Source organism: Stenotrophomonas sp. Marseille-Q4652, assembly GCF_916618915.1.
Lineage (GTDB): Bacteria > Pseudomonadota > Gammaproteobacteria > Xanthomonadales > Xanthomonadaceae > Stenotrophomonas.
In genome coordinates this window covers 2,583,495-2,601,576 of record NZ_CAKAKE010000001.1, presented here as the reverse complement: position 1 = coordinate 2,601,576, position 18,082 = coordinate 2,583,495, and the positions used below count along the sequence as shown (strand labels likewise).

Below are 18,082 nucleotides of genomic sequence, written 5' to 3'. Positions count from 1 at the left end.
GCGGCGTAGACCGGATTGACCGGGATGCCCATGCTGAATCGAAACAACCTGCTCCGTGCCCTTTGCTTGCTGGCCCTGTGCGTGCTGCTGGTCGCCTGCGCCGGCCCGCTGGATCGCAAGTTGGTCACTGGCCAGGGCAGTGACGCCTACTTCGCCTCGCTCAACCCGGCGTTCGCGCAGATGAGCGATCACGAGCAGAAGGCCTTCAACTGGGCCGTGTCGGATATCGACCAGGACCAGTTGCACGCGCGCTACCCGCACGCCACGCCACGCCGCGCCAGATCATCCGTGGCGAAGTGGCCGCGGTGCTGGAGAAGTACCCGGCCCGCATCGCCGAGCTGGCTCCCCGGGCTGCAGCGGCCGAGGCCATGCGTGCCCGCCTGATGCGGATCACCGTGCCGGAAGTGCGGCTGAAACTGGAAAAGGACTTTTTCGGCCTGATGCCAGTGGTGCACATGGTCATCGACAACGGCAGTGACCTGTCGCTCAGCAAGATGGACTGGAACCTGCAGCTGCACGTGGACGGCGGTGAAACCCCCGTCGCCAGCTACTGGGCCACCACCAACTTCGAGCAGGAGGGCGGGCTCAAGCCCGGTCAGCGCATCAGCAAGCGTGTGCGCATCGGGGGCGTGAGCGGCGACGGCGCGTGGACCACGCTGGAAGTCCGTAATGCCAGCGAGCGCATGGTGCAGGTCTACCATCGCTTCGGCGGGGCCAGGGACTTCGGCAACCGGCAGGTCCTCGGCGAAGACCCCAAGGCCGAGAGCGAACGGCTGACTGCCGTGATCGCAGCGGCCAACAGCTACAAGGACATCTGATCAGGCGGGCGCCCCCGGCTCACTGCGCCAGGACAGCATCGATCAGCGATGGCGCGACCTGTGCCGGCAGCGGATCCGTGTCGAAATGCAGCAGAACAGGCCGCGCCGACACGCGATGAAACACCGGTTGCCGCCTCGTTACATATCGGTACAAAGCGACATCGGCAGGGCCGGAACAGCAGGAGCCCGTTCATTTTCGCGGCGCTAGCTTGGACCTACCGCAGCACATCGACGCTGCGAGCCAAGGGAAACGCCATGAAGCACATCACTGCCACCGTCCTGTCCCTCGCCCTGCTGGCCTCCGGTTCGGCCATGGCCGCCCCCGCGCACAAGGGTCCGCAGCATGGCCCCAAGCCGCCGGTCATGCAGCCGAAGCATGTGACTGCCCCGCGTCATGTCGCGGCGCCCCCGTCCGTCCGTCATGCGCCGCCGTCGGTGGTGCGCCACGCTCCGGCCCGTCCGGTCGTGGTCGCCCCCCGTCGCGGTGACCGCCTGCCGCCGCACGTAAGTGCGGTCCGCATCAACGACTGGAGGTACGCCGGCCTGCGCCAGCCGCCGCGCGGTTACGAGTGGCGGCGCGTGGACAACCAGTCGCTGCTGGTGGCCATCGCCTCGGGCGTGATCGCCGACATCGTCCTGCACCGTTGATCGGACCCGGCAACAACGAAACAGGCCCCGTCATGGGGCCTGTTTTTTTTTATCCAGTGCGGGGTCAGGCGCTGATGCCGGCGAAAACGGCGTAGATCACCGCCGCCCCCACCAGCCAGAAATACACGCCGCCAATGAACAGGTAGCGCAGCAGGGTCAACCACCAGCGGCCGCCGTAGACCCGCTGCTGCATCACCAGCAGGTACAGCGGCACCGTCATCCACAGCAGGCCGCTGATGATCAGCGGGCCGGTGTCGGAGATCCCGAGCGCGGTGCCGGCGGCGTTGACCAGGGTGGTGGCCAGGATCACCACCATCAGCCAGGCATGGCTGTACAGCGCCACCACCAGGTGTCCCAGGTAGCCGATCGGGCGGCGCAGGTAGATCACCCGCAGCACCAGCGCGAACACCGGCATCAGCAAGAACAGCGCGCCTGGCAGCGCGGTGAGGATGGCGGTGAAGTACGCGCCGGCATCGTTGCCCATGCGCTGCACGTTTTCCTGCATGCGCACCAGGCGGCGGTTGACGAAGTCGTTGACGAACTGCGGCACGCCGTCCCACTTCACCGGATTGGTCTGCGGATCCCAGCGCTTGCCGTTGGACTGGAAGTTCAGGGTCAGGCCGGTGTCCTCGCTGGTGGGCAACGGCTCGCCGCGCAGCTCGGCCAGGCGGCGGTCGGCGGCAAGTTCCAGGGCCCTGCGCGGAGCGACCATTGCCCCGGCCATCGCCGGGGCCTGGCGGACGCTTTCGTCCAGCTCGGCCAGTGCCTGGTCACGCCGCGCCTCCACTTCGGCCACGGTCGCGGCGGTGGTGAAGGTGTCGTCCCGGGTCACCACGTTCAACGTCGTGCTGCCGTGCACGGTGAGCTTCATGACGAAGAAGGTGAACAGCGTGAGGATCACGAACAGCCGCAGCGGCTGCACGTAGGTGACGCGTTTTCCGTCGAGGTAGTTGCGGGCGATGCGGCCGGGAACCGGCAGGTCGCGCAGGGTGCGGAAGATGCGCCCGTCCAGGTGCCAGAAAGACTCGAACACCTCCTCGATCGCATGTCCCAGGTGCCGGGTCGGATCATGCGCGGACTGCCCGCACACATGGCAGTAATGGCCCTGCAGGGCGGTGTGGCAGTTCTCGCAGGTCGCGAGCGAAGGGTGCTAGGCGGAGGCGGTCACGTTGCGGCCATCAATGGAGTCTGGCCGCCGAGCTGGCGGCCAGGATGGCGTAACTTAACGAAGCGGCGCTGGCTGTGCGAGCGCCACATTGCACGTGGGCCGTCAGTCGCGCCCGGCCTGCTCCTGCGTGGCCGTCCCCTGTGGGGTGAGCTCGACCTTGTCCACCGGATAGCCCATGCGCCGGGCCTTGGCCATCAGCTCCTTGCGGATGCCCTCGTCCAGCGTCGGCGTGCGCGACAGGATCCACAGGTAGTCGGCCTTGGGCGCGCCGACCATGGCCCACTGGTAATCCGGGTCCAGCGCGATCACCCAGTAGTCACCCCACACCATCGGCAGCCACGACAGCCAGCCCGGGGCGAAACGCACTTCCAGCTTTGAGGTGCTGCCGTCGACCTTGCGGGCCTCGCCATCGGCCTGCTGGAAGCTGCCGTCCTCGGTGCGGCAACGGTTGAGCACGGCCATGGTGCCGTCAGGCTGCGGGGTGTATTCGGCGGTGGTATCGCCCACGCACTTGCGTTGGAAATACATCGGCAGGTGGGCGATCTCGTACCAGCGGCCGGCGTAGCGGTCCAGGTCCACCGACGCGACGGCCTCGTTGGGCTCGGATTCGGCGGGTTCCTGGGCAGTGGCGGGCAGGGCGGCGGCCAGCAGCAGGGCCGGCAGCAGCAGGCGGGACAGGGTGCGTTTCATCGTGGGTACCGGGGAGGGGCAGGGAGGCCGAGTATCGACAGCGGCGTTTTATGCCTCCGTAAAAACCGACGGGGCTGGCTGGAACATGCTGTTGCGCCCCGGCATGCCTTGGCCGATGATCCGGCGCTTTCATCAAGGACCCGATGGCATGTCGATTTCCCCGCGTTCGCTGTTGCTTGCGCTGTGCATTCTTCTTCCGGCCGGGATGGCCGCGATTCCCAGCGTTGCCGCACCACCTGCCGGCGCGGACCGCTTCGATCCGGACGACGATGACGACCTCGACATGGATGTGGACAACTACGACGCGGCCGAGCATGTGCGGCGGCAGCTGCAGGCACGGCAGCCCAGGGGCAGCGGTGGGCCGCAGCAGGCCTGCATCATCGCCGGGCGCGTGGTGATTCCGGCGCTGGGAGTGGACGAGGACGTGCGCGACTGCATGCAGTCCAACGGCAAGTATTCGGTGGCCGAATTCAAAAAAGCCTGCGAGGGCCTGGGCGACGCGTTCGTGCAGATGGGCAGTGTCCCGGCGAAGATCGAGTACGTGCAGCGCTGCCCGACCCCGGCGCAGGGCAGCTGCCGCAACATGGGCAACACCGGCATGGACGGCTTCTACTACCAGCGCCACGGCGAGAACCTGGCCTCGCTGCCGGCCTCGTGCACGTCGATGGGTGGCACCTGGGTGCCCGCGCGCTGAAGTCGCGCTAGCCGCCCTGGCACCGCTGCCAGCTGCCACCGGCGGCAGCGACCTGTTCCCAGCCGTTGGCCAGGCGCCGGAAAGCCTGGCCCCCTATGCAGGCGTACCCCAGGGCCTTGGCTTCGGGACTGCCCATGCCGGGCACTGGATCACGGATGACGACGGCGCGGGCCTGCCCTGCCGGCGGGCCTCGTCCTGCAGCGTCATGTTCTCGATGCCCTGGCAGAAGCCCACCATGCCCGGATGCGGATGGCCGCGGTATTGCTCGCAGTTGAAGGGCGTGGTGTCGCGGGCCATCGAGTTGTGCGGCTGACGTCCCGGTGGAGTGGCTCCCGGCGCAGATACGCCCCTTGCCGCGCGCACTGTCTGCGCATCGGTCGGCCACGAGGCCAGCAGTACTGCGATGGCGATCAGCCCACCGGCAAGCGCCTAGGCAGTGCGGCATCCGTGCATGGTGCTTCCTTGGGTGGGGATGACGGTTATGGTGCCTTATCGCGGTTCGCTGGAAGGCTTGCCTGTCGCGAGTTGTTCCTCCACCGCGGTGTAGGCCGAATGCGTGCCCAGTGGTGCGCCGTCCATGCCGGTGGCGAAGTAGGCCACGCCGGTGCCGCTGGCGGGATCGATCCACAGGCCCGAACGCAGCCCGTAGGCATTGCCGGAATGGCCGACGCGGGCCACGCCGTCGCCGAACGGGTCATCACCGCAGTCCGGATGACCGCTGGCCAGAGTGATCGTGGACAGGCCGTAGCGGCACAGCGTGGCGCGCGGCACGCCCGGCGGCGGTTCGGGCTCGCCGTCTTCCCAGGTCTGGCCGTTGCCGGGCTGGTAGGTCCATTGCGGCGTGGTCATCGCCTGCACCGATTCGGGGCGCAGGATGCGCGCGCCATCGATCTGCCCTCCGTTGAGCAGCAGGCGGCCGACGCGGGCCAGGCCGTTGGCCGAGATCCGCAGCCCGCCCTGCGGCGAGAACGCACCGCCATTGCGACCGGGCTGCCACAGCGAAAGATCGCAGCTGCCATCGCGGGCGCGGCGCACATTGCAGGCCGGCTTGCCGGCGTGGTTGTCGTCCACCGCCGGTTCGCCCTTGTCGTCGTACAGCACCACGGCGCGGCGGGCGAAATCATCGCTGCAGGTTTCCCAGCCGTAACAGGCCTCGATCCCGGCCGGGGCCAGCACCAGCCGCTGCATCAGCAGGTCGAAGCGCTCGCCGGTGGCGCGTTCCATCGCCCCGGCGATCAGCGGGAAGTTGAGGTTGGTATAGCGGAACCAGGTGCCGGGGGCATGCGGGTCCCAGGCGCGCGGGTCGTCAAGCAGCTCGCGGGTCTCGCCATCCAGTGGCGTGGCCCAGTAGCCGGCCTCGTCGGTCAGCCCGGACTGGTGGGAAAGCATCATCCGCAGCGTGATCGGCACCTGCGGATACTGCGGATGGCGCAGTTGCCAGCCCAGGTACTGCGAGACGTCGGCATCGAGGTCGAGCTTGCCCTCCTCGACCAGCCGCATCACGCCCATCGTCAGCACCAGCTTGGAGATCGAGGCGATGCGCACCGGGTCATCGGCAGTGACCGCACGCTGCTGGCGGACATCGGCCAGGCCATGCACCTGCGTGGCGGTCACGCCATCGCGGTTGAAGGCCACGCGCACCGTGGCAATGGGCTCATGCGCCAGTGCCGGCAGGGCGATGCACAACAGCACGGACAGGGCACGGGGCAGGGCTGGGCGCATCGGCTGGCTCCACGGAAGGGATGCAGGCTTGATAGCCAGTGGCGCCCGGAGCCGTCAAGCGCGCAATGGACAACGCCCCGCATGTGCGGGGCGTCGGAGTGGCTCAGGGCATGACCGGTGGCGTGTAGGTCAGCGTGGTGCCGAGCAGCCACAGCAGGAGCAGCACCAGCGGCGTATGCACCAGCAGCTGCACGAAGGTGAAGCCGATCAGGTCGCGCGCCCTCAGGCCCAGCACGCCCAGCAGCGGCAGCATGTAGAACGGGTTGATCAGGTTCGGCAGCGCTTCGGCGGCGTTGTAGATCTGCACCGCCCAGCCGAGGTGATAGCGCAGGTCGTTGGCGATCATCATCACGTACGGCGCTTCGATGATCCATTTGCCGCCGCCGGAGGGGATGAAGAAGCCCAGCACCGCCGAATAGCTGCCCATCAGCACCGCGTAGCTGTCGTGGCTGGCCACGCTGGTGAAGCCGGCCGAGATCAGGTGGGCGACGCTGTGGCCGTCGTTGCCGGTGACGTTGGTCATGATCGCGGCGATCGAGCCGTACAGCGGGAACTGGATCAGCACGCCGGCGGTGGACGGCACCGCGCGCGACACCGCATCGAGGAAGCTGCGCGGGCGCCAGTGCAGCAGCGCGCCGGCCATCAGGAACAGCAGGTTGTAGGTGTTGAGCCCGGAGATGGCCTGGATCGCCGGCTTGGTCGAGAACTCGTGCACCAGCCAGCCGGCGGCCAGCAGCACCAGCATGATGATCAGCAGCGGGCTGTACTCCAGCCATTCGCCCGGGCGCGAAGCCTTCTTCGGCGCCGCCACCGCGGTGGGCTGCACGTCCACGCCGCAGTCTTCGGCCGTCTTCGCCGACGAGGCGCCCGGCGCGGTGACATGGGCCACGACCAGCGAGGCGATCACCAGCGCGCCGAGCAGCACGCCGGACTGCCACAGGAAGATCGTCTCGGTGAAGGGAATGACGCCGGTGATCGACAGGATCGACGGCGGCAGGCTGCCCGGGTTGGCCTGCAGCTGCGCGGCCGAGGACGAGAGGCCCAGCGCCCAGGTCGCGCCCAGGCCGAGGTAACCGGCCGCACCGGCCGCGCGGTAATCCATTTTCAGTTCGGTGCGGCGGGCCAGCGCACGCACCAGCAGGCCGGCGAACACCAGGCTCAGGCCCCAGTTGAGCAGCGAGGAAAACATCGACACCGCCGCCACCAGGGTGACCGCACCGCGACCGCTCGACGGCAGCGCCGCCAACCGGTCGATCAGTCGCGAGGCCGGGCCGGAGCTGGCCACCACGTAGCCACCGATGACCACGAAGGCCATCTGCATGGTGAAGGGGATCAGGCTCCAGAAACCGTCACCGAAGGCCTTGGCGGTATCGGTTGCGGCACCGCCGTTGAGCATCGCCGCGATGCTGACTACGCCCAGCGCCAACGCCGCGAACACCCAGGAATCAGGGAACCAGCGTTCGGAGAAGCGGGCGCAGCGCAGGGCGAAACGGGCAGACAGGCTGTCCTGGGTGGGAGCGCTCATGGCAGTACCGGTGGGGGAACAAGGCCCGGGACGGTAACAACCCGGATGCCTGGCGCGACACTGTACTTTTGTAGGAATCGCCTGCGCTGTGCGATCCACGTCATGCCGTGGCGTATTCATTGCGCGTGCTCCCACCTGCTTGTGGCTTGCGTCTGGACCGCCACGGCGCATTGACGATCACCCAGCATCCGTCGAGGCGGCCCAGCTGCGGATGGTCGATGAACCACGGACGTTCCACCCGCACGGTGGCGATGGCGCCATCGACCTGCAGCACCGTGGCCGAGCGCCGCCATCGCTCGTGCGGTGTCCTTGTCCCTGCCTGCATCACGCCTCCACGTCGGTCATGTGACGTGATTGCGATCGCGTGTGCGGAAGAACTGGGCCGGAAGTCACAGTGACAACCGCGCGTGTCGCACGGTCTGGATAACGCCGAACACTGTTGCCAGGAAACGTCGCGGGCATCCCGGTTTGCCCGTGGCGCGCTTACTAGAATCGATTGGAACCCCACGGGAATTCGCCATGAATGCCTCCCCCAGGCACGTCGGCATGGACACGCCGTCTCCCGGGCCCGACATGACCGGGCCCCACCTGCAATGGTTGCCACCGGAGCGCGACATGCCCGGCGCGCAGCGCGTGGATGTGCTGCAGCTGTCCGGCGGCTCGCTGTTCGAGGCACGCGCGGTCACGTTTGCCGGCACCAGCGTCGATGGGCGGGTCGATTACCGCATCGACATGGAACTGCTTACCGGCGCGCAGCGCGAGGCCGAGGCGCGGCGTCGCGGCAGCCTGGCCGATCCGCGCGCCCGCGCCGGCGTGCGTGGCCATTACCTGGCCAGCGTATCCGCCGATGGTGATGCGTTGCTGGCGGCGACAATGCATCCGTTCGATCCGCTCACCCTTCCGGTGGGCGCTCGGCTGACGCTGCAGGCGGCCGACTTTGCCGGCACCCCACTGGCGGCAGGCTTTGCCCATGTCGCCGCGGGGCTGGGTGTGGCGGCTGCGGACACGGCCTGGCGGGTGGAGCGTATTGCCGATTCCACGCTGCGCGTGCTGCTGGGCTCCACTGCTTTGCTGCGCAGGCTCGATGGCAGCGGGCCGCTGTCGTGGGCGGGCGTGTCGCTGGATACCGAAGCCCAGCCCGCGCGACTGATGATCGCCACCTTCGAGCTGGGCGAGCCGGCAGGCCAGCAGGCCTATGCGCATCTCCTCGGCAGCGGCGAGCTCGTCGCGGGCAGCGAGGCGGTCGCTCTGTCCAGCGTGCAGTGGCAGGGCGCCTACGGAAACAACGGGGCCACGCGCGCGCTGCAGCTTCGGCGCGCCGATGGCAGCCAGGTCCGCGTCAGTGGCTGGGAGCTTGCCGGTGATGCCCATGCCTCGATCACCAGCTGGCGGCGACTGGACGGTAGCGAGGGCGATGCCTGCCTGGCCCTGCACGTCGACCTGCGTGGCGCAGATCATGCCGGCCACATCGCAGCGCTCAACCAGGCGTTGACCGCCGCCGATGGCACAGGCCCGCTGCGGTCACGCACGCGTGCAACCTTGGTGTTCGACCACGCACAGCTGCAGGCACTGGCTGCGCGGATCGAGGCACTGGCGAAATCCGACAACGCCACCGGCGACTGGAAACAGCTGCAGGCCGCCAGCAGCGACGTCGAGGCGCTGGCAGCCGCATGGGCGCGGGCCGCCACGGGGGGCGTGGCATCGCTGGCGGACCAGCTGCTGCAGCTGGCCAGGGAAGCCAATGGTGCGCCGCTCGACGTGCAGCTGCACACTACCGCCGTGACCGGTGGCGACCCGCGTTATCCGCATCACCGCCTGCACGAACTGTGGCAACAGGCGCTGGACGCCGTGCGGCGCCTGTACCAAGACCACGGGCGGGCCAGCGATCCACTGGGCGAGCGGCTGGCCATCGCGCTGCTGGTGGCCGCCTGTCGCAATGGCCTGCAGCGCATCGACGAGGCGTGCTTTGGCAACGAGGCGCGCACCGTGCTGGCGCTGCAGGGCCATGTCGATGACGCCGACCATCGCAGCGCCGCCGCCGATACAGAAGAGGCGCTGGCCACGCCGCTGGCCGCACAACTGCGCGCGCTGGAACAGCTGCCCGCGCAGCACTGACGCGAGGCTGGCGGGCAGGAACGGGGACGCCACTGCGGCGTCCCCGGGGCCGGATCAGTTCCGGATCTGCACGTCGTCGATGTAGACGTTGACGTCGTAGGACGTGTTGGCCCGGTACAGCCAGATCGCATCGAGGGTGACGCTGCCGGCGGTGATCGCGCCGTTGCCCGATACCCACGCATTCCACTGCGACGAATCGGTCAGCGACCACGACACGTAGGTCCAGGTGTTGGCCGGGATTGCCTTGCTGGTCGAGCGCTCGGTGCCGTCGCTGTCGTCGATGCCAACGCCCACGCTGACGCCGCTGCCGCCGGTCCACACCCAGAAGCCGATGCTGCCGTTGGCGCGGCTCAGCGTGGTGTTGCTGCCGGGGGTTCCGGTGCCCGACAGCAGCCGCACGTTCCATGCCGCGGTGGTGCTGGTGTTGTCCTTGAGCAGCACCCGCAGCGAGCAGCTGCCGTTCTTGCGCGTGGTGCAGTCGCGGGTGGTGGTCGAGGCGGTGGAGATGCCGGTGGTGCTGCCCGAGTACGCCGGGCTGGTGGTGAAGTGGCCAACGCTGCTCTCGAAGCTGTCCAGGATCTTGGTCGTGCCGCTGCCACCGCCGCTGCCCGGGTTGAGCAGGCTGTAGTAGCTGGCCCAGTTCCAGTTGATGCCGGGGTCGGTGTGGGTCTGCCCGCTGAAGTGCTGGTGGCCCTTGATCCTGACGCTGTCCGGCTGGACGTTGATGCCGCTGCTGGCCGCGCCCTTGTAGGCACTGGTGCAGGAGATCGCGCTGTACTTGCTGCAGAAATTTCGCACCAGCGCCGCCGAGGCGTTGTACATCGCGCTGGTGTACCAGGAGCTGTTGTTGACGTAGCCCTCGTGCTCGATGCCCAGCGTGTAGCTGTTCTGGTTGCGCACGTGCCAGGCGGTGTGGGCATCGCGCACCATCTGCGTGACCTGTCCGTCGGAGCTGCGGATCACGTAGTGCGCGCTGACCTGGGCGCTGGCGTTCTTGAACCAGGAAATCGTCCCGGCATAGCTGCCCTGCGCGGTGTGGAGGGTCACCGCGCTGATCGACGAACTGCGCGAGGCGGTGTAGTTGGACGCCGATGCCGGGTCCCAGATCGCCGGGCCATAGTCGGTGCTCTGGATGGTGGCATCGGTCGCCGGGCCGACGCTGGCGGCGTGGCGTTCGCGCAGGGTCTCGCTCACCGGGTCGACCACATAGGCCTCGGTCTCGACCCGGTCGTTGGCCACGTCCAGCCGCAGCATCGGCGCACGCAGCTTGACCAGCTGCGGCACGTCGAAGGCGTCCTCCCAGGCAATCGCCCGCTCGGGTACGACGATGCCGCGGTCATCCACGCCCCGGTCCATCGCCAGCAGCACGTCGTAGGCAAAACTGGTGCGGGCGTACTCGCCTACCGCGCTGGCCTGTGCGGCGGCCGCGGGCGAGGGCGAGAAGCCGGCGTAGCGCATCAGTGCCGGACGAATCGCCTCGGGCGTGACACTGGCGGGCCTGCCCAGGCGATCGGCGCGTCCGGCCTGCGGCAGGTCGTGGCGGATCTGCGCATCCAGCAGCGCGGCGGCGCCCAGGATGTTGGTCAGTGCATCGGCGCGCACGCGTTCGGCCGGCACGCCCAGCAACCGCGCGGCCTCGCCGACCTGGTCGGCAAAGCCATCACCGGCGTACAGGCCCATCACGCCATGCGCGGCCGGCATGTGGTGGTGGGCTTCGGCCTGCAGTGGGGTATCGGGCTGCAGGTGCTGCCAGCGCGACTGCACGAAGGCGATCGCCTCCAGGGTGCCGGCGGGGATCGACGGATAGCGCGCATAGGCCTGGCGGAAATGGCGCTGGAATACCTGCCGCTGCGGGCGCAGCTCGGCTTCTTCCTGCTGCAGGTGGGCGAGCAGAGCATCCTCGGCAGGCAGCGCGGTTCCGGTGGGTGCGGCGAAGGCGGGCGGAGCGGACAACGCGACGAGCACGGCAGCCTGCGCTGCCAGGTGATGGCGTTTCATGATCAGCGGTTCCCACGGTGAAGTGCCCCCTGCGCTGCCGTTTCTACGCCTGCAGCAAGGGGCCAAACCGATGGATGCGCCAATCTGTGACCGGGCCACCAGCCAAAGCGCGATGGGGTCGGCGCATGCGAGCAAGGCACAGGCGTGGGATGGTTCGATGAGTGCACGTGCAGCAACAAAGAGGCCCGTGCAGTGCACGGGCCTTGTCCTCGCCGCGGGTCAGTTCGGCATCTGGCCGAAGCGACCGCTGTTGAAGTCCTCGATCGCCTGCTGGATCTGCTCCTGGGTGTTCATCACGAACGGCCCGTAACCGGCGATCGGCTCGTCGATCGGCTCGCCGGCCAATACCAGCACGGTGGCCTCGGCATTGGCTTCCAGCTTCACCTGGCCAGCGGCACGGTCGAACAGCAGCATCTGCCCCTCGCGGGCGACCTGGCTGTCGTTGGCCAGCACCGTGCCGTGCAGCACCACCATCGCCACGGTGTGGCCCTCGGCGAAGTCCAGCGTGGTGCTGGCATCGCGGTTCAGGCGCAGGTCCCACACGTCCATCGGGGTGAAGGTGCGTGCCGGGCCCCTGGCACCGCCGAACTGGCCGGCAATCACCCGCACCTTGCCGGCATCGCCGTCCAGCGCCACCACCGGAATGTCGGCGCTGGTGATGCTCTGGTAACCGGGCGTGGCCATCTTGTCGGCCGCCGGCAGGTTGACCCACAGCTGCACCATCTCCAGCCGGCCGCCCTTGCGGGTAAAGTCGTGGGAGTGGAACTCCTCGTGCAGGATCCCGGCCGCGGCCGTCATCCACTGCACGTCGCCCGGACCGATCACGCCGCCGGCGCCGGTGGAATCGCGGTGCTCGACCTCGCCGTCATAGACGATGGTCACGGTCTCGAAGCCACGGTGCGGATGCTGGCCGACGCCACGCGGGGTCGGTGCCGGGTCGAACTGCGCCGGACCGGCATGGTCCAGCAGCAGGAACGGGCTGAGCTGGTGCCCGTGGGTGTTGTAGGAGAACAGCGAGCGCACCGGGAAACCGTCGCCGACCCAGTGCGGGCGGGGGGCGCTGTACAGGCCGCTGATCTTCTTCATTGCATTGCTCCGGTTGCGGGCGCGGCATGCGCCTCGTTGCAGGTAACGATATGGGTGCAACGCTGGGCGCAGTAGTCGGCAAAAAGTGCTCTCATAGTCCTATCTGGTGAACGATGGACCGGTGATGCACGACCTCAACGACCTCTACTACTTCGCCAAGGTGGTCGAGCACGGCGGTTTCGCCGCGGCCGGCCGGGCGCTGGGCGAGCCCAAGTCCAAGCTGAGCCGGCGTGTCGCCCTGCTGGAGGAACGGCTGGGCGTGCGCCTGATCCAGCGTTCCACGCGCCGCTTCTCGGTCACCGAGGCCGGGCAGACCTTTCATTCCCACGTGCAGGCGATGCTGGTCGAGGCCGAGGCCGCCACCGAAGCGATCGAGCTGACCCGCAGCCAGCCGCGCGGCACCGTGCGCCTGAGCTGCCCGACCACCCTGCTGGATTTCGGCGTGGGCCGGATGCTGGCCGGGTTCATGGCCACCTGCCCCGACGTGCAGCTGCAGCTGGAAGCGACCAACCGCCGGGTCGACGTGATCGCCGAGGGCCTGGACCTGGCCATCCGCGTGCGCCCGCCGCCGCTGCAGGACAGCGAGCTGGTACTGCGGGTGCTGGGCGAACGCCGCCAGGTGCTGGTGGCCAGCCCGGACCTGCTGGCGCGCCACGGCACCCCGCAGGGTCCGGCCGACCTCGGCCAGCTGCCCAGCCTCGCCCTGGGCCAGCCGCAGGACGAACACGTCTGGCGCCTGCTGGGTCCCGACGGTGCTGTGGCCGAAGTACCGTATCGGCCGCGGCTGGTCACCCGCGGCATGCTCGCCCTGCGTGAGGCCGCCTGCGCCGGCGTCGGCGTGGTGCAGCTGCCGCGGATGATCGTGCACGACGCGCTTGGCAAGGGCCGGCTGGTGCACCTGCTGCCCGACTGGGCGCCGCCGCAGGAACTGATCCACCTCGTGTTCCCCTCGCGCCGCGGTCTGCTGCCCTCGGTGCGCGCGCTGGTCGACCACCTCGCGGTCGAGTTCGCAAAACTGCAGGACGCCTGAGCGCGTCCATGCCCTTCGACCCATGTCGCAGCAGCGCCGCTTGGGTCACCATCGGGTCTTTCCATTTCGGGGACAGCAGGATGCGGGGATTGCAGTGGACGGTACTGGCGCTGGCCTTGATGGGCGCCGGTGGGGTGCAGGCGACGCCGGCAGCGGTAACGGTCGACGCGCGCGGCGTGGAGATCAGCCAGGCCGCCTACCCGGGCACGGTCCGGCTCGAGATCGATGCCACCAACCTCGGCCAGCGCGTGTTCTCGGTGCGCCAGACCGTGCCAGTCAGTGCCGGTGAGCGCCGCTTCCACTATCCGGCCTGGCTGCCGGGCAACCACTCGCCTACCGGCCAGATCGAGAAGCTCGCCGGCCTAGTGATCAGCGCCAACGGCCAGCGCCTGGACTGGCAGCGCGATCCGCTGGACGTCTACACCTTCAACGTGCGCGTGCCCGAGGGCGTCACCGAGCTGCAGATGGACTACCAGTTCCTCAGCCCGACCGATTCGGCCCAGGGCCGCACGGTGATGACCCCCAACCTGCTCAACCTGCAGTGGAACGCGATGGTGCTGTACCCGGCCGGCCACGCCGCCAGCGCCATCACCTACCAAGCCAGCGTGCGTTACCCGGCCGGCTGGGAAGCGGCCAGCGCGCTGCCGCAGGCCCGCCGCGACGGCGACACCGTGCACTACGTGCCGGCCAACCTCGAGATCCTGGTCGACTCGCCGGTGTTCGCCGGCCGCCACGCCCGCACCATCGAGCTGTCCGCTCCCGGCACCCGCCCGGTGCGCCTGAACGTGTTCGCCGACCGCGCCAAGGACCTGGACGCCAAGCCCGAGCACATCGAGCAGCACCGCAAGCTCATCGAGCAGGCGCGCAGGCTGTTCGGCGCCGAGCACTACGACCACTACGACTTCCTGTTCGCCGTCACCAGCCAGCTCGGCGGCATCGGCCTGGAGCACCAGCGCTCCAGCGAGAACACCGAGGACCGGGACTACTTCAGCGGCTGGGACGCCAAGATCGGCAGCACCGACCTGCTCGGCCACGAGTACGCCCACTCCTGGGACGGCAAGTACCGCCGCCCGGCCGACCTGACCACGCCGCACTACAACGTGCCGATGCAGGGCAGCCTGCTGTGGGTCTACGAAGGCCAGACCCAGTACTGGGGCAACGTGCTGACCGCCCGTGCCGGGCTGCGCCCGATGGAGGCCTCGCGCGATGCGCTGGCGCTGGTCGCCGCCACCTATGCCGACAACCGCCCGGGTCTGGAATGGCGCTCGATGGGCGACACCACCAACGACCCGGTGATCGCCCGCCGCAAGCCCAAGCCCTACCGCAACTACCAGATGAGCGAGGACTACTACCAGGGCGGGCAGATGCTGTGGCTGGAGGCCGACGTGCGCCTGCGCCAGCTCAGCGGCGGTAAGCGCAGCCTGGATGACTTCGCCCGCGCCTTCTTCGGCCAGGACGATGGCGTGTGGGAACGCCCGGACACCTACACCTTCGACGACGTGGTCGCCACGCTGGAGAAGATCCAGCCCACCGGCGACTGGGAGAGCTTCCTGCGCGACCGCGTCGAGGGCCGCGTCGGGCTGACCGCCGGCATCGAGGCCAGCGGCTGGCGTCTGGTCTACCGCGACAAGCCCAGCGCCTACCAGAAGGCCGTGGGCAAGGGCCGCGGCGCCAACTTCATCTACTCGCTCGGCGTGAGCGTGGACGGCAGCGGCAAGGTCGGCGAAGTGCGCTGGGACAGCCCGGCCTTCAACGCCGGCATCGGCACCGGCATGCAACTGGTCGCGGTCAACGGCCTGCAGTACAGCGGCGACGAGCTCGAACAGGCCGTGCGCGCGGCCAAGGACAGTGCCGAGCCGATCACCCTGCTGGTCAGGGAGCTGGATACCTACCGCACCCTGCAGATCGACTACCACGACGGCCTGCGCTACCCGCACCTGGAGCGCATCCAAGGCACCCGCGACTACCTGACGCCGATCTTTACTGCGAGGAAGTGAGAGAGCATTGCGTACTCCGGGCTGTGAATGCGGCCCGGAGACTGCTCAGTCAAAGATTAGAAGTCAGCGCTTAAAGCAGTGCTCTTTGTGCCACTTCAGGTACGTCGGATGGGAGCGCCAAGCCGGGTTGTCCGGAAGAATGATCTTCTTGTCAGGCGTGACCAGCTTGTCCAGGCCATCGGGATGCCGTGGCCAGAGACGATGATTCGATGATGTCCGTAAAAGAGGTCAGACCTCGGTACCGCTCTGGTACCGTACGTGCTGCTGCGCTCATCAGCTCGCTGCCTGCCGGATTTCTGCCGCGAGCTAGGACTGGGGGGACGCGAGACGGTATTCCGGGCGAGATCTCCGGCCCTGAGACCGTTGGGTCTTATCGTCCTGAAGGGCAGTGGCGGTATATTCTGACGGGGGGTGATCCGTGGCAACAGTATGCTCAGGAACGGGCGCACTTGAGTGCGCGTGTCGCGCACGTAGTGCCATCGGCCTCGATTGCGATGTTGCCTTCCCCATGCCTTATCCATTCAACCAGTTCCCGGCCCACCGCCTCCGGTGCGGACCGGATGGCACATTCCCATGCCACGGCGACCTTCCAGCCCCGTTCCACAAGGTCGTGGACAGCGCGGCTGTCCCTCTGCTGGTTGAGGCGAAGCTTCTCTTCCCAGAACTCGGTCCGTGTCTTCGGCAGGCGGAACAGCGGGCATCCGGTGTGACGGTGCCAGAAGCAGCCGTGCACGAACACCGCCGCGCGCCAGCGCGGGAACACCAGGTCTGGTCTGCCGGGAAGCCGCGCTCCATGAAGGCGGTAGCGGAGGCCCTTTCGCCAGAGAATTTTGCGGAGGCGCACTTCCGGCGCCGTGTTCTTGCCCCGGATACGGGACATCAATGCTGAGCGATCAACGGCGCTCATTACATCAACCATATCGTCAGAGTCCTAAGTCTTGCTAGCAACAACCAAGCGCAAAAGAAACACGGTCGGAGTAATCGACATCTTCGCAGGCCCCGGTGGGCTGGGTGAGGGTTTCAGCAGCTTTGAACCGTCCCCGGGCTCGGGCGTCCGCCCGTTCGAGCTGGCCGTATCCGCGGAGATGGAGAAATCGGCCCACGCCACTCTCCGGTTGAGGGCGTTCTACCGCCTTCTGACCCGTCAGGAAGGTGAGGTTCCGAAGGATTACTATTCCTATCTTGAGCAGGTTGCGAGGGGTACTGGGGCGCCGCCCTCGGTGCATTTCGGCGGCGGGAAGTGGAGCGAACTGTGGAGGCAGGCTGAAGAGGAGGCCCTGAACCTCACCCTTGGCGAGGAGAAGGACAACAGCATCCTGATTGACAGGATTTCGAAGGTGAAGGACCAGTTCGACGAGCTGATCCTGATCGGTGGTCCACCCTGTCAGGCCTATTCCGTGGTTGGGCGGGTGCGCCAGCAGAACGTGAGGGGATTCAGGACCAAGGGCACAACCAAGCACTTCCTCTACCGGCAGTACCTCGGAATCCTCGCGGAATTCTCACCTGCCGTCTTCATCATGGAGAACGTGAAGGGCATCCTGACGTCGAAGGTTGGCGACAATGAGATGTTCACGGCCATCATGCGTGACCTCTCCGATCCGCGTGTCGCACTGACCGGATCTTCCCAGGCGACGGGCAGGGAGGGACGTTATGTCCTTCTTCCGATCCATGTGGACGAAGGTACGGAGCGTACATCCGCGCTTGTCGAGGGAGATCCTGCAGCATTCCTCATCCGCTGCGAGGATCACGGTATCCCGCAGGCGCGCCATCGCGTCATCATCATGGGCGTCCGCGAGGACCTCCTTCATCCGAGGATTGCGAAGATCCCGGGCATCCCCAAGGTTCCGGAGGTCTCGGCCGAGACAGCCTTGGGCGGCCTGCCAAAGCTCCGCAGTGGTCTGAGTCGGCAGGCGGATGACGCCGGGCTGTGGCGCAGGGCGATGGAGGCCGAACGGGACAGGATTGTCAGACTGCTCGGCTCCAACATGGTCGACGTGTCCGCCCGGCTTGCAAGGCTGAAGCCAGCGCACGCGTTGCCGCGCAGCTCGGCGGATTACGGTGATGGGGGCAACTGGTTCACGGAGAAGCTGCGGAGTGCCGGGCAGACCGTCGTTCTCAACCACGAGACACGCGGACACATGCAGTCCGACCTGGGGCGCTACATGTTCTGTGCCGCCTTCGCCAAGGCCAAGGGCCGCTCCCCTTCAAGCGACGATTTCCCGCGACAACTTGCGCCAGCCCACGAGAACTGGACAAGCGGTGCGTTCGCGGACCGCTTCCGCGTCCAGCGGCGCGACCGGGTGGCGAACACGGTCACGAGCCACCTTTCCAAGGACGGCCACGCCTTCATCCACTGGGACCAGCGGCAGTGCCGGAGTCTGACGGTCCGCGAGGCCGCGCGGCTCCAGACGTTCCCGGATGACTATCTATTCCTCGGCAACAGGACCCAGCAGTACGTGCAGGTGGGCAACGCGGTGCCACCAATGATCGCCCGTGAGATTGCGAAGGTTGTCTGGGCGATCCTTGGGGAATGACGATGTATACGGGGAAGGAACGCTGGAACAGCTCTGCACCCGGCTTGCTGCCGGGAT

General features: G+C 67.8%; 16 protein-coding genes and 1 pseudogene. 8 read left to right on the top strand and 9 right to left on the bottom strand.

The features are described 5' to 3' along the window. Positions 1-24: 24 nt before the first annotated feature. The 3 genes from LG380_RS12360 (at position 25) to LG380_RS12350 (ending at position 1,466) form a co-directional block, all read left to right on the top strand. Positions 25-384, top strand: a complete 360-nt coding sequence (locus tag LG380_RS12360; protein WP_225765500.1) for a hypothetical protein — start codon at positions 25-27, stop codon at positions 382-384. Beyond that, positions 369-818: a hypothetical protein gene (locus LG380_RS12355; RefSeq protein ID WP_225765499.1), complete on the top strand. Its 450-nt coding sequence runs from the start codon at positions 369-371 to the stop codon at positions 816-818. The genes LG380_RS12360 and LG380_RS12355 overlap by 16 nt, the downstream gene beginning before the upstream one ends. 255 nt (positions 819-1,073) lie before the next feature. Then, on the top strand, positions 1,074-1,466 hold the full coding sequence (locus LG380_RS12350) for an RcnB family protein (RefSeq protein WP_225765498.1): 393 nt from the start codon (positions 1,074-1,076) through the stop codon (positions 1,464-1,466). A gap of 64 nt (positions 1,467-1,530) precedes the next feature. Here LG380_RS12350 and LG380_RS12345 read toward each other — a convergent pair whose 3' ends face one another. Together LG380_RS12345 and LG380_RS12340 are read right to left on the bottom strand one after the other, a co-directional pair. Next, entirely contained in the window at positions 1,531-2,499 is a 969-nt protein-coding gene (locus LG380_RS12345) for a DUF3667 domain-containing protein (RefSeq protein ID WP_225765497.1), read from the bottom strand. A gap of 237 nt (positions 2,500-2,736) precedes the next feature. Further along, positions 2,737-3,303, bottom strand: a complete 567-nt coding sequence (locus LG380_RS12340) for a lipocalin family protein (protein ID WP_225766599.1) — start codon at positions 3,301-3,303, stop codon at positions 2,737-2,739. Between the two features lie 169 nt (positions 3,304-3,472). Between LG380_RS12340 and LG380_RS12335 the strand changes: the two genes are divergently transcribed. Then, positions 3,473-4,018 carry a hypothetical protein gene (locus LG380_RS12335; protein WP_225765495.1) on the top strand — a complete coding sequence of 182 codons (546 nt, stop codon included), beginning with the start codon at positions 3,473-3,475 and terminating at the stop codon, positions 4,016-4,018. 7 nt (positions 4,019-4,025) lie between these two features. Here the strand turns inward: LG380_RS12335 and LG380_RS15905 are convergent. From LG380_RS15905 to LG380_RS12315, 4 genes and pseudogenes are all read right to left on the bottom strand, one after another. Further along, positions 4,026-4,432 (bottom strand): annotated as a pseudogene (locus LG380_RS15905) (hypothetical protein). 75 nt (positions 4,433-4,507) lie between these two features. Then, complete coding sequence (locus LG380_RS12325) at positions 4,508-5,740, bottom strand: serine hydrolase domain-containing protein (RefSeq protein ID WP_225765492.1); 1,233 nt, start codon at positions 5,738-5,740, stop codon at positions 4,508-4,510. Positions 5,741-5,843: 103 nt separating this feature from the next. Next, positions 5,844-7,265, bottom strand: a complete 1,422-nt coding sequence (locus tag LG380_RS12320; protein ID WP_225765490.1) for a TIGR00366 family protein — start codon at positions 7,263-7,265, stop codon at positions 5,844-5,846. Between the two features lie 100 nt (positions 7,266-7,365). Next, positions 7,366-7,590, bottom strand: a complete 225-nt coding sequence (locus LG380_RS12315; protein ID WP_225765488.1) for a nuclear transport factor 2 family protein — start codon at positions 7,588-7,590, stop codon at positions 7,366-7,368. A 194-nt stretch (positions 7,591-7,784) separates the two neighbouring features. Here LG380_RS12315 and LG380_RS12310 point away from each other — a divergent pair, with 194 nt between their 5' ends. Beyond that, positions 7,785-9,380 carry an XVIPCD domain-containing protein gene (locus LG380_RS12310; protein ID WP_225765486.1) on the top strand — a complete coding sequence of 532 codons (1,596 nt, stop codon included), beginning with the start codon at positions 7,785-7,787 and terminating at the stop codon, positions 9,378-9,380. Positions 9,381-9,434: 54 nt separating this feature from the next. On the opposite strand, the gene LG380_RS12305 is transcribed toward LG380_RS12310, so the two are convergent. Together LG380_RS12305 and LG380_RS12300 are read right to left on the bottom strand one after the other, a co-directional pair. Next, positions 9,435-11,378, bottom strand: a complete 1,944-nt coding sequence (locus LG380_RS12305; protein ID WP_225765484.1) for a peptidoglycan recognition family protein — start codon at positions 11,376-11,378, stop codon at positions 9,435-9,437. 219 nt (positions 11,379-11,597) lie between these two features. Further along, the gene (locus LG380_RS12300) at positions 11,598-12,464 is read right to left on the bottom strand and encodes a pirin family protein (protein ID WP_225765483.1); all 867 of its coding nucleotides are present in this window, start codon (positions 12,462-12,464) and stop codon (positions 11,598-11,600) included. Positions 12,465-12,588: 124 nt separating this feature from the next. On the opposite strand from LG380_RS12300, the gene LG380_RS12295 reads away from it, so the two are divergent. Then, the gene (locus tag LG380_RS12295; RefSeq protein WP_225765481.1) at positions 12,589-13,494 is read left to right on the top strand and encodes a LysR family transcriptional regulator; all 906 of its coding nucleotides are present in this window, start codon (positions 12,589-12,591) and stop codon (positions 13,492-13,494) included. An 89-nt stretch (positions 13,495-13,583) separates the two neighbouring features. Next, positions 13,584-15,491, top strand: coding sequence for a peptidase M61 (locus LG380_RS12290; RefSeq protein WP_225765478.1), 1,908 nt, complete (start codon positions 13,584-13,586; stop codon positions 15,489-15,491). 433 nt (positions 15,492-15,924) lie between these two features. Here the strand turns inward: LG380_RS12290 and LG380_RS12285 are convergent, their stop codons facing one another. After that, positions 15,925-16,398 (bottom strand): very short patch repair endonuclease, encoded by a 474-nt coding sequence (locus LG380_RS12285; protein ID WP_225765477.1) that lies wholly within the window; start codon positions 16,396-16,398, stop codon positions 15,925-15,927. A gap of 31 nt (positions 16,399-16,429) precedes the next feature. Between LG380_RS12285 and LG380_RS12280 the strand changes: the two genes are divergently transcribed. Continuing rightward, complete coding sequence (locus tag LG380_RS12280; protein ID WP_225765476.1) at positions 16,430-18,025, top strand: DNA cytosine methyltransferase; 1,596 nt, start codon at positions 16,430-16,432, stop codon at positions 18,023-18,025. Positions 18,026-18,082: the final 57 nt, after the last annotated feature.